Genomic DNA, 15595 nt, shown 5'->3' on the forward strand with positions numbered 1-15595 from the left:
TGATGAAAGTTGCTTATCAAACAGATATTGGTCATCAACGAAAGCAAAATCAAGATCGGGTTGCTGTCTTCACTAATAAATTTGGCAATCAATTGCTGGTTATTGCTGATGGTATTGGCGGAAACAGAAGCGGCGATATTGCTGCAGAACAGACCGTAACTATTCTTGGCGATCAATTTAAGAACAGGCCGCCACGGACACCGATGGAAGGGATACGTTGGTTTGCTCGAGAAACGCAATCAATTAATGACCAAATCTTATCGCAATCAAAACATAACCTTCAGATGCAGGGAATGGGAACGACGATGGTTGCAGCCATTACTTTTAACGATGCAGTTGTCGTTGCTAATATTGGTGACAGTCGTGGATATATTCTCCACCAGAATCTGTTAACGCAGATCACAGTCGACCATTCTCTTGTTAACGAGTTAGTTAAAACTGGTGATATTTCTGAAGACGAAGCATTAAAACTACCGCAAAGCAATATCATTACGCGTGCCATTGGGATTTCTCCTGACGCACAAATAGAAGTGAACCGTTTTGAGCTAAATCACGGTGATCAATTATTAATGTGCTCTGACGGTCTATTTAAAACTGTTGCTAAGGATCAAATCATTAAGGTTTTAGAGTTGCCGATTCCACTTGAAGAAAAGTGTGCGCAACTAGTAAAAATGGCAAATGATGCAGGCGGTCCAGATAATATTACCGTTTTAATCGGGATTAATAGTGACCAGGAGGGATAAGCAATGAATCCTGGATACGAAATTGGTCACCGGTATAGGATAATTAAATCGCTGGGCGAAGGTGGAATGGCAAATGTCTACTTAGCTCATGATTTAGTATTAGATCGAGATGTTTCGGTTAAGCTTCTCCGGCTTGACTTACGAGATGATCCTAATACTAAACGGCGATTTCATCGTGAGGCGATGGCAGCCACACAGTTAAATGATCCGCACATTGTTGGTGTTTATGATGTTGGTGAAGATCATGGGCTGCAATATATGGTGATGCAGTATGTGAAAGGAACCGACTTAAAGGCATACATAAAAAAACACCATCCAATACCGTTGCCGCAAGTTATTGATATTATGGAACAGGTGCTTTCTGCTGTTGCTACAGCGCACGCCCACGGTATTATCCATCGTGACCTAAAACCGCAGAATATATTAATTGATGAAAATAAAAATATAAAAATTACTGATTTTGGAATTGCTGTTGCCGTGTCACAGGACTCCTTAACGCAAACCAATACATTAATGGGTTCTGTACATTACTTATCACCGGAACAGGCCCGCGGAAGTATTGCAACAAAGCAGTCTGATATATATTCTTTGGGGATCATCCTTTTCGAATTATTGACAGGAAAGGTGCCATTTGAAGGCGAGACCGCAGTATCAATTGCGTTAAAACATTTCCGTGAAGAGATCCCATCGGTGCGGGAACAGAATAAACAGATTCCCCAAGCACTAGAAAATGTAATAATTAAGGCAACCGCTAAGGAACCTGCTAATCGATATGCCTCGGTTGACGAGATGGCTGCTGACTTAAAGACTGTTTTAGATCCGCAACGGGCTAATGAGCCACGTCTAAAGCTGCAGGAAGATGATAATGGTGAGACAAAAGTATTAGATGTTAAACATTTAAAAAATGAAAGAAACCATCAAAAAAATACTGATGATCAACAGCAAAAACAACGGCCATCAACAAAATCATGGTGGAAAAAGTACGGGATTATTAGCGGAATCGTTATTATCGTTTGCCTAATGCTTGTTGGTGGCTGGTGGTTCTTTGTTCGACAGGTTATCATCCCAGATGTTGAGGGGATGACCGTTGTCAAAGCGGAACAACGATTACATCAACAGGATTTGCGAATTGGTAAGATTACCCGTGTAAATAGTCAGACTGTTGATAAAAATCGTATTGTGACAACAAGCCCGCACATCAGCCATAAAGCACGAGTAAGTACCCCCATCAACTTAACCGTAAGTACAGGGGTAAAGCAGTGGACAATGGCAGATTATGTAGGAGAAGATTATTCATCGGTGGCTGCTAATTTACGCCGCAAAGGCTTTCAAGTTCACCAGGAAAGTGTTTATTCCGATGATATTGATAAGGGACAAATAATTAAGCAGAATCATAAAAAAGGTGCGATTGTTAAAACGGCATCTGACACAATTGTCTTTCGTGTTAGTGCAGGTAAGGAACCGATAAAAATACCTAATTTTACGAATCAAGATATTAGTGCCGTTCAACAATTTGCAAATAAAAACAATTTGCAATTAACAACACAGGAGAAAAAGTCAAAGACAATTGCGACTAACCATGTTATTAGTCAGACTCCGCGAGCGGGGTCGACGCTAAATCATGGCGATACCTTGACAGTCTCGATTGCTAATTCTGGTAATCAGACGAAGACGACAAATATTCAGATCAATATTCCGTTTGATGGTAATGGTGGACAAAGAGAAAACCGAGTACAAGTGTATATTCGGGACGCAAACCATAACTTAACAATGGAATATCAAGATATTACGATTAATCAGGAAACGACAATTAACGTGCCGTTTACCCTTAAACAAGGCCAAATGGGAGCCTATCGGGTTGTTCGTAACGGGCGGACAATTATGAGCGCAACAAATATTACAGGATAATGGAGGTGCCATTTGAAGAAAGGAATAATTCAACAATCATTAAGCGGCTTTTACGATGTTTTTGCTGATGATAAAATTTATCGAACAAGAGCACGAGGCAATTTTCGACAACGGAAAATAAAGCCTGTTGTCGGTGATTACGTCGAATTTAGCGCGGAAAACCAACAAGAGGGGTATTTACTCAAAATTTTACCGCGACGAAATCAATTAGTTCGGCCGCCTGTTGCGAACGTAGATATGGCGGTTGTCGTCACTTCTGCTAAGGAGCCGGCATTTTCCGCTAACTTATTAGACCGGCAATTAATCGCATTGGAAGCGCAAAAAATTACCCCTTTGATTTATTTTTCAAAAACCGATTTACTTACTGCAGAGGAGTATCAGCGATTATTACCAACAGTTGAAGGATATAAAAAAATCGGCTATCAGGTTTATGCGGATTACGATCCTTTTAATCCGCAACAGTTAGCTGCTGTGATGAAAAAGTTAACGGGTAACGTGGTGACAATGATGGGCCAAACTGGAGCTGGTAAGTCAACACTACTCAATCATTTGGCACCACAATTAAAATTGGCAACCGGCGAAATTTCGCAAGCTCTTCAACGTGGTCGGCACACGACAAGAAAAGTAAGCCTGTTAGATGTTAATGGGGCATTAATTGCCGATACACCAGGATTTTCATCGTATGAAACCTTTGATATGACCGTTAATGACCTACCATTACTATTTCCTGAAATGGTAGAATTATCTGCTAATTGTAAATTTCGTGGATGCCTTCATTTAAAAGAGCCACAATGTGCTGTGAAGGAAGCGGTAAACAATGGTATAATCATGAAGAGTCGGTATGATGATTATGTTCAGTTCCATGAATTGATTGCTAATCAAAAACCAAATTATAAGAAATGAGGGAATTAGAATGATTAAAGTTGCACCATCAATTTTAAGTGCAGATTACGTAAACTTGCAAAAGGATATCGAAAAGGTAGAAAAGGCTGGTGCGCCATACCTTCACATCGATGTTATGGACGGTACATTTGTTCCAAGTATCTCTTATGGACCAGGTTTTGTGAAAGCTATTCGTCCTATTACAAATATGGTGTTAGATGTACACTTGATGGTTGAAAGTCCAGAACACATCTTGCCAATGTTCATTGATGCTGGAGCTGACATTATTGGTGTTCAAGTCGAAGCTACCCAACACATCCATCGTGCTCTTCAGATTATTAAGAACGGCGGAGTTAAAGCTGAAGTTGTTATTAACCCCGGCACGCCTGTAGCCATGATCGAACCAGTATTACACATGGTTGATCAAGTATTAGTAATGACAGTTAACCCTGGTTTTGGTGGTCAGAAGTTCTTGCCAGAAACTGTTGATAAGATTGCGCAATTAAATGCAATTAAGGAAGAAAAGGGCTACGACTTTGATATTGAAGTTGATGGCGGCGTTAACGATAAAACGGTTGCTGACTGCTACAAGGCTGGTGCTACAGTAGCAGTTGCTGGTTCTTATGTTTTTAATGCTGAAGACCCAGCTGAACGAATTAAAGCACTTGAAGATGCGACAAAGTAATTAGTTGCTGAGGAATAAGAAGGTCTTTGGTGTTCAGGAGATATCCGAATGCTAAAGACTTCTTTTTTGTTTTGACGAAGTTCTTAGTTTTAGAGGATAGAATAATGCGGATAAATGTACTTGTCGGCGGTCCTGTTGAAATGGTTCCGACTGAACTCATCTTAGAGCGTAAGAATGAAAAGTGGATTGGCGTTGATCGCGGAGCAGTAAGATTATTGAAATGGGGGATTAAACCACTAATTGCAGTTGGTGATTTCGATTCAATTGATAAAGAAGAATTATTAGGGCTAGAAGATACCTTAGAACAGATTAAAATCTATCCACCAGAGAAAAACTATACCGATACCCAACTCGGTATGAAATTTGCTATAAATGAAAATCCTGATGAAATTAATGTCTTTGGTGCAACTGGTGGCCGGTTGGATCACTTATTGGCAAATTTGTTTCTGCCCCTGCAAGAAGAATTTAAGCCTTATCTTACACGGACTAAATTTATTGATTGTCAGAATGTAGTAAGTTATTATTTACCGGGTGAATATACTATTTCAAAGATACCAGCGATGAAATATCTTGCTTTTGTTAACCTTACCCCCGTTCGCGGACTGACCCTAAAAGATGAAAAGTATCCCTTAGAAAATTGGAGCAGTCAAATTCCATTTTCCTGGACCAGCAACGAATTTACAGCTGTTAATAATCATTTTTCGTTTAGAAGTGGAGTAGTGGCTGTAATCCAATGTAACGATCCATTAAAATAGTAATTTGCGGGTGTTAAAAAGTGTGTCAAGGAAAATTACTTGAAAGAAAACTATTGCATTGTGGTGGCGCCTATGGTAGATTAATTAGGTGAGTTACATCGCAGTTTTGCGTAAACGAAAAAATTATGAAGCAAAGAGGAGGGTATCACCAATGGCTAAAGATTTTATCAACGGTAAACGGACGCAATTTGGTAACAAGCGTTCTCACGCCCTTAACTCAAGTCGGCGTAGCTGGAAGCCTAACTTGCAAAAGGTAACCATTTTAGTTAATGGTAAGCCTAAGAAGGTTTACGTTTCAGCACGTACACTGAAGTCAGGTAAAGTGACTCGGGTTTAATTAAAAATGATGCCGTCCAGTTGGGCGGCTTATTTTTTACGTGAATTAATTAACCCCATTAACCAATGCAAAAATATGGAGAGGTTACTTTTTTACTTAAATATGCTATGGTATGATGGTATTGATTTAATTGTGGACATTAGTAGAGGTTACTAAGTCCTGAGATTATCCGGTCTCTGTATTAGGCCGGCACTTTATAAGGAGGCCATGACGATGGCAGTAAAAATCAAAACTAAGTCAGGTACAATTGACATTGATAATGATGTGATTTCATCAGTTGTTGGTGGGGCTGCTACTGATAACTACGGTGTTGTTGGAATGGCAAGTCGAAACCCCTTGCGTGATGGGGTCAATCAAATTCTTCGTCGCGAAAATTTTGCACGAGGAGTTGTTGTTCGGCAACAAGATAATGGAGTAGCTGTTGATGTTAATATTATCGTAGGCTATGGCACTAAGATTTCAGAAGTATCAAAGAGTGTCCAAGCAAAGGTAAAGTATAATCTTGAAACAATGCTCGGAATCACGGCTAACTCAGTTAATGTATGTGTCCAAGGTGTTCGGACACTAGAAGATTAAGCGAGCATTGGGGAGGAATTTCGAATTGGCTGTAACAAAAATTACAAACCTTGAATTTGGCAAGATGGTTCAAGCGGCTGCAGATAAACTTGGCAAAAATGCTGAATTTATTAATTCATTAAATGTTTTTCCGGTTCCAGATGGGGATACGGGAACTAACATGACTTCTTCAATGGCTAGTGGTGCTAAGTATGAACGTAATGAAACAAGTAAAAAGGTTGGCGATCTAAGCGCAGCATTAGCAAAGGGGCTACTGATGGGTGCCCGTGGGAATTCGGGGGTTATCTTATCTCAAATTTTCCGTGGCTTTGCAAAGGCAACAGAAGGCATGGATGTTTTATCTGCCGCTGATTTTGTAAATGCTTATGCTAATGGTGCTAAGACAGCATACAAAGCTGTTATGAAACCAACTGAAGGAACTATTTTAACTGTAGTTCGTGAATCTGCTCAAGAAGGTCTTAATAAGATAAAAGAAACCGATGATCTTATTGAGATTATGCATGCAATTTATGAAGCAAGTGAAGAAGCGCTGAAAAAGACTCCTGATTTATTGCCCGTCTTAAAAGAAGTCGGGGTAGTTGACTCAGGTGGTCAAGGGTTAGTTTTTGTTCTGCAGGCATTTGATGAAGCTTTAAGCGGCCGTGTCGATAAGAGTGAAGACTACAAGCCTGATAATGCAGAAATTGATGAAATGGTTCACGCAATGGACCATCAGAGTGTTCAAGGTAAACTTAATCCAGAAGATATTAAGTATACATATTGTACACAGATGTTGGTTCGGATTGGCAAAGGGAAACAGGTAACTCAAAAGTTTGATTACGATACCTTTTATAACTACTTAGCTGAGTTAGGAGATAGCCTGCTTGTCTTGAATGATGATCAAGTTGTACGGGTTCACGTTCATACAGAGCATCCTGGGAAAGTTTTATCTTGGGGTCAGCAATTTGGTGATTTGCAGACAATCGAAATTCATAATATGGTATGGCAGCAAGAAGAGATTATGGAAAACGATGAGGAAAATTCAGCCGAAGAATCCCCAATTGAAAAAGCCAAGGCTGCTAATGAGGCTAAAGAGGACCTTAAGACTGCTGTGATTGCGGTTGCCTCTGGAAAAGGTATTGCTAAATTATTAAAGAGTTTGGGAGTCACTCATATTATTACCGGTGGTCAGACAATGAACCCAAGTACTCAGGACATTTTAGACGCAATTAATAATAGTGGCGCTAAGCAGGCGATTGTTCTTCCTAATAACGGGAATATTTTTATGACTGCTGACCAGGCGGCAGATGTGGCCGATATCCCAACAAAGGTGGTTCATAGTAAGACGATTGCTCAGGCGATGAGTGCATTGCTTGAGTACAATCCAGAAGCATCCTTAACTGAAAATCAGACTAGTATGGAGAGTAATCTTGACGCAGTTGCCAGTGGTGCAGTTACTAACGCTGTCCGCGATACAACAATTGATGGCCGTGAAATAAAGAAAGACGACTATATGGGAATTGTTGACGGTAAGATCGTCACTACTGACCTTAACCTTAAAGAGGCAGCAATCAAGATGGTGAAAGCCATGTTAGATGAAGATAGTGAAATTGTGACAATTCTATATGGAGCGGATGGTGACCAGTCAACTGCTGAAGAAATCAAAGCGGCTGTTGAGGAAGTAGATGATGAATTAGATATTCAGATTTACAATGGTGGACAACCTGTTTATCCATACCTGATTTCTGTCGAATAGAATTATATTATTTTATAGGGGTGGGATAATAAAGAGCGATTGGCTTTTGATCCCACTCCTATTTTGAATGCTGGCTACGTTTAAGCGAGGTGAGATAGGTGAGAAGCTTAGCAGATTCAGTTGCTAATTTAAAGGGTGTTGGTCCTAAACGGGTAGCTGATTTAGCAACTTTAGGCATTGATACGATTGAAGATTTATTAACTTACTATCCGACTCGGTATAACGACTTTACGCCGACAGATATTGACAGCGCTAAGGATAAACAAAAGATAACCTTGCAGGGAGTCATTGTCTCAGAACCAATTTTAACTAGGTATGGATATCGTCGTAATCGGCTCGCTCTTCGCATGCAGGTTGGGAAAGAAGTAATTCTTGTAACATTTTTTAACCAGCCTTACTTAAAAAAACAGCTGGCATTAAACCAACAGGTAACAGTAATGGGTAAATGGGATGCGAAACGTCGTCAGATAATAGCAAACAAACTGATTAAGGAGCAGGCAGATAATCGCAATGAATTTGGGGCGGTTTACTCGGTTAACAAACATATCCGCCAAAACACTTTGCAGAGTTTTATCCGTCAAGCTTATGAAGAGTATGCTAATATAATTCCTACTTATCTACCTGAGACGCTTCGGCAACGGTATCGATTATTAGATCGCCGACAAATGATTAAGGAAATTCATTTTCCGCAGAACCAAGCGACAGCAAAAGCAGCCCGTCGAACAGCAGCTTATGAAGAATTCTTTTTGTTTCAGCTGCGCTTGCAAGCCATTCGCCGGGCTCATCGGCAAGAAAATGGCGACCGGATTCTATACCGTAATGACGAGTTAAAAGAATTTATTGCTGGCCTCCCTTTTGAACTAACAACTGCACAAAAAAGGGTTGTTAATGAGATATGTCGAGACATGCGCCAGCCTTATCAAATGAACCGGCTTCTTCAAGGGGATGTTGGTTCTGGAAAGACAATTGTAGCGGCAATTGCCATTTATGCAGCAATCACTGCAGGCTACCAAGCGGCATTAATGGCCCCAACTGAAATTCTGGCAGGACAACATGCTGAAAAATTGGCGAAGGTTTTTGAAGGGACTCATGTTCATGTTGCATTGTTAACTGGTTCTTTAACCGCTAAGCAACACCGTGAATTAATGACGGCAATGAAACGCGGGGACGTTAACCTGATTGTCGGAACCCATGCTTTAATTCAAGATGATGTTGAATATGCTAATCTCGGGTTAGTAATTACTGATGAGCAGCACCGGTTTGGAGTTAACCAGCGGCAGCAGCTACGAGAAAAAGGTGAGCACCCTGATGTCCTTGCAATGACAGCAACTCCGATTCCGCGAACATTAGCAATCACCAGTTATGGAGAAATGGATGTTTCAGTAATTGATGAGCTTCCAGCTGGGCGTAAACCAATTCGGACTAATTGGCTGCAATCGAACCAACATGCAGAAGCAATCCGCTTTTTACGCGAACAATTAAAAGATGGCGCGCAGGCTTATGTTGTTAGCCCGCTAATCGAAGAATCGGCAGCTCTAGATGTTCAAAACGCCACTGACCTGTATAATCAGTTGTCGGTGGATCTGGGGCCTTCTTATAAAGTTGGCTTGTTGCATGGTCGTATGGGAACTGATGAAAAAGATGAAACAATGCGGCAATTTAAGGAAGGCAAGCTACAGGTACTAGTAGCAACAACGGTGATTGAAGTAGGAGTAGATAATCCTAATGCTACGGTAATGGTTATCTATGATGCCGACCGATTTGGTCTTGCCCAGCTTCATCAGTTACGAGGCCGGGTTGGTCGAGGGAGCCGCCAAAGCTATTGTTTGTTAATTGCTGATCCTAAAACAGATGAGGGAAAAGCACGAATGAAGACGATGGTCGCTACTAATGATGGGTTTAAGGTAGCCGAGCAGGACTTGAAGCTGCGGGGATCTGGAGATGTGCTAGGCAAAAAACAATCAGGGATGCCGGAATTTAAGGTTGGTGACCCGGTTGCTGATTTAAAAATGCTTCAAATTGCCCGTGCTGATGCCGGTAATCTTTTAGCTACTCCTAACTGGGATGATATTGACGAGAATCAGCCACTTGTTTTGTACCTAAAACGTCATGAATTAAAAACGCATTTTGACTGATGTGAGGAGGATTTTTATGAAAATTGCAGTTGATGCAATGGGTGGCGATAATGCTCCCCAAGTAATTATTGAGGGTGTCGAACAGGCACGAGACCTTTATCCTGACCTAGAATTTGACCTTTATGGTAATCCGGATAAAGTAAAGCCATTAATAAAAAATAACGATCGCTTAAATATGATCGCTACAACTGAAGAAATTTCAATGGGTGAAGAACCGGTTCGAGCAATTAGAAGGAAAAAGGACTCATCAATTGTTCGGGCAGCTACAGCGGTCAAAGAAGGAAAAGCAGATGCGTTCTTCTCTGCAGGGAATACAGGGGCAATCTTAGCGGCTGGCTTATTTATTGTTGGGCGGATTAAAGGGATTGACCGTCCAGGGTTAACAAGTATTTTACCAATTGCCCAGCCCGGTGCTAATCGGCATAACTTTGTGTACTTAGATACTGGAGCAAATGCCGAAAGTAAAGAGAAAAATCTTGAGCAATATGCTTATCTTGGCAAGTTCTATGCAGAAAATGTACTGGGGGTTGCTAATCCACGGATTGCCCTGCTAAATAACGGGGCTGAAGAGGATAAGGGAGATAAATTACATAAAGAAGTATGGCAAATTCTTAATGGTAAAGATGATTTGAACTTTGTCGGTAATGTTGAAGCTGGCGACCTTTTATTCGGTAAAGCTGATGTTATTGTAAGCGATGGCTGGACAGCTAATGCGGCATTAAAGGCAACCGAAGGAACCGCTAAAATGATGATGACGCTGATTAAACATGGGATCCTTCATGGCGGACTGCGAGCTAAGTTGGGTTACTTAATGCTAAAGCCAACATTCCATCAAATTGGCCAAAAGATGAGTGCGTCAACATATGGAGGAGCCGTTCTTCTAGGCTTAAAGGCGCCAGTTGTAAAGACGCATGGTTCATCAGATGCATTGGCTGTAAAGAATACTATTAGTCAGATTAGAACGATGCTGAAAACAGGTGTCATTGAAAAAACAGTTGAATTTTTTGATAATACTGAAAATCTAGACAATTCTAACAAAAACGAATAGAATAAGTAGCGAACTAGTAAAGAGAGGTTAATAATAATGGCTGATGATAAGAAAACAGAAATCTTTAATAAGGTTTCAGAAATTGTTGCGGACCATTTTGACGTTGATCGGGCCAAAATTACTGATGATCTAAATTTAAAAACAGACTTAGACGCAGACTCAATTGATTTCGTTGAATTTGTTCTTGAATTAGAGGATACTTTTGGTGAAGAAATTGATGATGAAGATGCTGAAAAACTCAGTACAATTGGTGAGGTAGTTGATTATATTGCTGCCCATACTGCTGATTAATGACGTTTTGCTTATTAGAAAAGTTATGATAAAGCTGAAGAGGCTGGGAAAAGACAAAATAGTTTTTTCCGCAGCCTCTACTTTTTGCTTAATTTTCAATATTTACCTAATTATACATAAAATTACCTGCGGAAACGAAGGTTGTCTAGTATAATAAGCGGTAGACATTTTTATAAACATTTAGTCAATAATGAAAGGAATTTTTTATGATCGAAGAATTACAAGACTACCTGGCCAAGGAATTTAATATTCATTTTGATAATCCTGCTTTGTTAGCAGAAGCTTTTACTCAGGCTTCTTATGTAAATGAACATCCTAATCAAGGACTGAAATTTTATGAACGGATTGAATTTCTTGGCGATGCTGTGTTGGAACTGATCGTCTCGGAGTATATTTATAAACGTTTCCCAGAATTGCCACAGGGGAAGCTTACCCGGTTACGAGCAGCGATGGTTTGTGAAGATAGTTTTTCAAAGTTTGCTAAAGAATGTCATTTTGACCAATACATTCGTCTGGGTCATGGTGAAGAAATGGCTGGGGCACGTCAACGGCCGGGTCTACTATGTGATATTTTTGAATCCTTTATTGGAGCACTATATTTAGATCAAGGACGTCCGGCAGTTGAAAAATTTGTCCAACGGGTTATTTTCCCTAAGCTTGATATGGGGTGGTTTGACCATGCAGTTGACGCCAAGACAAGCTTGCAAGAATTTCTTCAACGTGATGGGGATATCGATATCGAATATCATTTAATTGATGAGAGCGGTACTGAAAACGATCCTAACTTTAAGGTGAATGTCACGGCTAATGGTGAAGTTATTGGTGAAGGGGAAGGATCTTCTAAGAAACACGCTGAGATGCAGGCTGCCCAACAAGCACTTGATAAGATGAGAAACAAAAATAAATAGTAAGTAGGAATAACTGATGCAATTATTGTCTTTAACTTTGGATGGGTTTAAATCTTTTGCCCAAAAAACAACAATTAAATTTGAACCAGGGATGACCGGAATTGTTGGCCCTAATGGTAGTGGTAAAAGTAATATTATTGAGGCTATCCAATGGGTAATGGGTGAACAATCTGCCCATCATCTACGGGGAGACCGAATGGCTGATGTCATTTTTAATGGCTCTGCTGATCGGAAACCATTAAATCGCGCACTGGTTTCAATTACATTAGATAATAGTGACCACTACCTTGCAAGTGAATTTACAGAACTAACGATTACAAGAAAAATTTATCGTAATGGTGATAGTGAATATTTAATTAACGATCAAAATGTTCGCTTAAAGGATATTACCGACCTATTTATTGATTCTGGCTTGGGTCGTGAGTCCTTTTCTATTATTTCACAAGGCCGGATTGAGGAGATTTTCAATGGGAAACCGCTAGACCGGCGAAGTATTATCGAAACTGTGGCGGGGGTTGCTAAATATAAAAAGAATAAAGAAACTGCTGAAAAAAGATTAGCTACAACCATGGAAAACCTCAATCGGGTAAACGATATTATTAGCGAGCTCGAAAAGCAGATTGAACCATTAGAAGAGCAAAGTGCAATTGCTCAGGATTATTTAGAACAAAAAAAGCAATTTGATGTTTTAGACCGGACGCAAACGGTTCGTCGTCATGATACCTATCATCAAATGAAAGATGACTTAGAAGATAAATTAATACAAGCTCAGAGAATGGTAAGTGATTATCAAAAACAAGCAGACCACGACCAGCAACGGCTCAATCAGTTAAAGCAGCAACGACGGGAATTGATCGCAAAAAAGGATCATTTGCAGGCGATTATTCTTAGTCAAACTGAAGCAATTGCTAAATTGGAAAATCAACAATCTGTTTCGAGTGTCCGTCGTGAACAACGAGAAAATGAGCAACAACGCTTACGGTCTCAACGAGCTGAGCTTCAAGGACGATTAGAATCATTAAAAACTCAACAACGAGAAAATGAGCAACAGATTAACCTGCAGCAAACAACAATTAAAAAGCAGCAGGAGGATTTTGAAGCTGCCAAAAAGATGAGCAGCAGCGAACGGATTGCCAAGTTAAACCAGCAAGTTGATGAATTAAGAGACCAGCAAGTTAGTTTAATGCAAGAGTCTACGACCATCCATAACCAAAAGTCATTCTTATCACGTAATTATGAACAAACTGTAAGTTCACAGCGTCGTAATAGTGACGAATTAAAGAAATTAAAAACTGAATTAGCTGAAATAACTAGCAAATATGATAGCAGTAAACATGCAGCTGAAATTGCACAAGAAAATGTTAGTGGTGTTGAAAAAAGCTTAACTCAAGCCCGTCAGCACCATGATGAGCTTAATCAACAATATCAGACGCAGCAACGAAATTGGTATCAAGTCCTCGGGGATATTCGTTCCCTGAAATCACGGATCAATGCTTACCAATCAATGGCAGATGAATATAGTGGCTATTATCGGGGAGTCCAAAGCGTTCTTCGGCAACGGCAACAATTTCCCGGATTAGCTGGTGCAGTTAGTGAACTGTTTGATGTTCCTGCTAAATATACGACTGCCGTTGAAACAGTTCTAGGAAGCCAAGTACAGCAGTTAGTTGTTGACCGGCAAACAACTGCAAAACAAATTATTAATTTCTTAATCAAGACGCGCGCTGGCCGAGTTACGATTCTGCCGTTAGATACGCTTAACCGCCGTCGACCATTAGCTATTTGGCCACAATTAACTGCTTTACCAGGATACTTAGGCCGGGCAACTGAATTGATCAATTATGATAGTAAATTTCAAGTTATTGCTGATCATTTATTAGGAACAACGGTGATTGCTGATAACCTCGATAATGCTACCGCAATTGCCAAGGCTGGTCGCCATATGATTCGGGTTGTCACTTTAGATGGTCAGTTGATTAACGCCAGCGGAGCAATGACGGGGGGCGCTACTCGTAATCAGCGGGCAGGATTGCTAAGCCAAAAGCAAATGGCAAAGCAGCTTGAAGCAGAGTTAAATAAACAAGAAAGGGCAGCAAGCGCTTTAGAACAGGAGATTGGTAAATTAAAACAGGCTCAGACAGCTAATGAGGAAGTGGTAGCTAATTATCAAGAACAGCAACGAAATTTGCAAAATGAATTTCACGAACAACAGAGTAATTGCCAGCTTGTTGCTAATCAGCGAGCTACATTAACGAATCGGGTAAAAATCTTAGAATTAGAAAACAAACAACAAGATACGCAACACCAAGACTATGAAACAAAAGTAAAGCAAAACGAAGAGCAAGCGGTGAAAGTTAATCATGATTTAGCAGCGGTCAAAGATAAGATTGCAGCCACGCTCAGACTAATTGATGAACTGCAAAATAATGAATCAACGCAGGCAGAGCAATTAGCCCAAATGCAGCAACAGATCGCAGTAGCTAAGGAACGTCTTCAACAATATATTCGACAAGCTCGCGAATACGACCGGCAAATGCAGTCCATTGATAAAACTTTAGCGGAAGTGACGAAAGAATTAACTAAGCTAACGGACCAATCGGCTAGTCAATCAACTAGTGACGAATCCACTAAGACGGCTCTTGATGAGGCAAAAGGAAAACAAGAGAAAGCTAACGATCAGCTTACAGAGAATGCCGTTGCCTTAGAAGAACTTGAACAACAATTATCAAAAGCAGAGGCCCATTATAATCGATTGCAAGAATTACAACGGGTTGCCCTTGATGATCGTAATAATTTGAATGAAAAGCATGTCAAATATGAAGCAATAATTGACCAGTGCCTTAATCGCTTGAATGAGCAGTATTCAATGACCATTGATGAGGCCCGCCAGCATATGAGCGATCTTGATGAGGAGACGCTTGCTACACGGTTGAAATTACTGAAACGTGGCTTAGATGATCTTGGACAGGTTAATGTGGGGGCGATTGAAGAATATAAGCGTGTCCGTGAACGCTATGATTTTCTAAAGAGTCAGCAGGAAGATTTGCTGGATTCTCGTGCGCAGCTTAACCAGACGATGAGCGAGATGGACGCACAAGTGAAAGACCGTTTTATTACCACGTTCAATCAAGTTTCTCAAAGATTTGATGAGACTTTCCAACAAATATTCTCCGGTGGACGTGCCAAGCTGGTGTTAACTGATCCTCATGATTTGTTAACGACCGGGGTAGATATTATGGCACAACCGCCTGGTAAGAAAAATCAGCATCTATCATTATTATCAGGTGGGGAACGAGCATTAACCGCGATTACATTACTGTTTGCGATTCTTAAAGTGCGGCCGGTTCCATTTGCGATTCTTGATGAACCTGAAGCGGCTTTGGATGAAGTTAATGTTCAACGGTTTGCCCATTACCTTAGTCAATTTGGTAGTGAAGGTCCGCAATTTATTGTTATTACTCACCGTAAGGGCACGATGATGGATGCGGATGTTTTATACGGGGTAACAATGCAAGAATCCGGTGTTTCTAAAATGGTATCAGTCGATGTTGTAGATACTTTACAAGACGATAATTAAATTAGGAGGCTTTAA

Annotated in this window: 13 protein-coding genes; all 13 read left to right on the top strand. The window is 40.4% G+C overall.

Annotated elements, in window-relative coordinates; genetic code table 11:
• The first annotated feature begins 2 nt into the window (after positions 1–2).
• The 13 genes from H5S41_RS11115 (at position 3) to smc (ending at position 15580) form a co-directional block, all read left to right on the top strand.
• Positions 3–743, top strand: coding sequence for a Stp1/IreP family PP2C-type Ser/Thr phosphatase (locus H5S41_RS11115; RefSeq protein WP_182603404.1), 741 nt, complete (start codon positions 3–5; stop codon positions 741–743).
• Positions 744–746: 3 nt separating this feature from the next.
• Complete coding sequence (gene pknB / locus H5S41_RS11120) at positions 747–2651, top strand: Stk1 family PASTA domain-containing Ser/Thr kinase (RefSeq protein ID WP_182598725.1); 1905 nt, start codon at positions 747–749, stop codon at positions 2649–2651.
• 12 nt (positions 2652–2663) lie between these two features.
• Complete coding sequence (gene rsgA / locus H5S41_RS11125; protein ID WP_182598724.1) at positions 2664–3554, top strand: ribosome small subunit-dependent GTPase A; 891 nt, start codon at positions 2664–2666, stop codon at positions 3552–3554.
• 10 nt (positions 3555–3564) lie between these two features.
• Entirely contained in the window at positions 3565–4218 is a 654-nt protein-coding gene (gene rpe, locus H5S41_RS11130) for a ribulose-phosphate 3-epimerase (protein ID WP_153710688.1), read from the top strand.
• A 104-nt stretch (positions 4219–4322) separates the two neighbouring features.
• Positions 4323–4973: a thiamine diphosphokinase gene (locus tag H5S41_RS11135; protein WP_182603356.1), complete on the top strand. Its 651-nt coding sequence runs from the start codon at positions 4323–4325 to the stop codon at positions 4971–4973.
• Between the two features lie 151 nt (positions 4974–5124).
• Positions 5125–5310, top strand: coding sequence for a 50S ribosomal protein L28 (rpmB, locus tag H5S41_RS11140; protein ID WP_003663833.1), 186 nt, complete (start codon positions 5125–5127; stop codon positions 5308–5310).
• A gap of 213 nt (positions 5311–5523) precedes the next feature.
• Positions 5524–5886, top strand: coding sequence for an Asp23/Gls24 family envelope stress response protein (locus H5S41_RS11145; RefSeq protein ID WP_003663831.1), 363 nt, complete (start codon positions 5524–5526; stop codon positions 5884–5886).
• Between the two features lie 25 nt (positions 5887–5911).
• A complete protein-coding gene (gene fakA / locus H5S41_RS11150; protein WP_182603357.1) occupies positions 5912–7621 on the top strand; it encodes a fatty acid kinase ATP-binding subunit FakA in 1710 nt (569 codons plus the stop codon).
• 98 nt (positions 7622–7719) lie between these two features.
• Positions 7720–9756 (top strand): ATP-dependent DNA helicase RecG, encoded by a 2037-nt coding sequence (gene recG, locus H5S41_RS11155; protein ID WP_182603358.1) that lies wholly within the window; start codon positions 7720–7722, stop codon positions 9754–9756.
• 16 nt (positions 9757–9772) lie between these two features.
• Positions 9773–10804: a phosphate acyltransferase PlsX gene (plsX, locus tag H5S41_RS11160; RefSeq protein WP_182603359.1), complete on the top strand. Its 1032-nt coding sequence runs from the start codon at positions 9773–9775 to the stop codon at positions 10802–10804.
• Positions 10805–10840: 36 nt separating this feature from the next.
• Positions 10841–11095 (top strand): acyl carrier protein, encoded by a 255-nt coding sequence (gene acpP, locus H5S41_RS11165; protein WP_153710684.1) that lies wholly within the window; start codon positions 10841–10843, stop codon positions 11093–11095.
• Positions 11096–11301: 206 nt separating this feature from the next.
• Positions 11302–12003, top strand: coding sequence for a ribonuclease III (gene rnc, locus H5S41_RS11170; protein WP_153710683.1), 702 nt, complete (start codon positions 11302–11304; stop codon positions 12001–12003).
• A gap of 16 nt (positions 12004–12019) precedes the next feature.
• The gene (gene smc / locus H5S41_RS11175; protein WP_182603360.1) at positions 12020–15580 is read left to right on the top strand and encodes a chromosome segregation protein SMC; all 3561 of its coding nucleotides are present in this window, start codon (positions 12020–12022) and stop codon (positions 15578–15580) included.
• Positions 15581–15595 lie beyond the last annotated feature (15 nt).

The organism is Limosilactobacillus albertensis, assembly GCF_014145555.1.
Classification (GTDB): Bacteria; Bacillota; Bacilli; order Lactobacillales; family Lactobacillaceae; genus Limosilactobacillus; species Limosilactobacillus albertensis.

Excerpts from the sequence above, each read along its gene's own strand:
- H5S41_RS11115 (WP_182603404.1), top strand. The coding sequence starts at position 3 with ATGAAAGTTGCTTATCAAACAGATATTGGTCATCAACGAAAGCAAAAT.
- pknB (WP_182598725.1), top strand. The coding sequence starts at position 747 with ATGAATCCTGGATACGAAATTGGTCACCGGTATAGGATAATTAAATCG.
- rpe (WP_153710688.1), top strand. The coding sequence starts at position 3,565 with ATGATTAAAGTTGCACCATCAATTTTAAGTGCAGATTACGTAAACTTG.
- H5S41_RS11135 (WP_182603356.1), top strand. The coding sequence starts at position 4,323 with ATGCGGATAAATGTACTTGTCGGCGGTCCTGTTGAAATGGTTCCGACT.
- rpmB (WP_003663833.1), top strand. The coding sequence starts at position 5,125 with ATGGCTAAAGATTTTATCAACGGTAAACGGACGCAATTTGGTAACAAG.
- H5S41_RS11145 (WP_003663831.1), top strand. The coding sequence starts at position 5,524 with ATGGCAGTAAAAATCAAAACTAAGTCAGGTACAATTGACATTGATAAT.
- plsX (WP_182603359.1), top strand. The coding sequence starts at position 9,773 with ATGAAAATTGCAGTTGATGCAATGGGTGGCGATAATGCTCCCCAAGTA.
- acpP (WP_153710684.1), top strand. The coding sequence starts at position 10,841 with ATGGCTGATGATAAGAAAACAGAAATCTTTAATAAGGTTTCAGAAATT.
- rnc (WP_153710683.1), top strand. The coding sequence starts at position 11,302 with ATGATCGAAGAATTACAAGACTACCTGGCCAAGGAATTTAATATTCAT.
- smc (WP_182603360.1), top strand. The coding sequence starts at position 12,020 with ATGCAATTATTGTCTTTAACTTTGGATGGGTTTAAATCTTTTGCCCAA.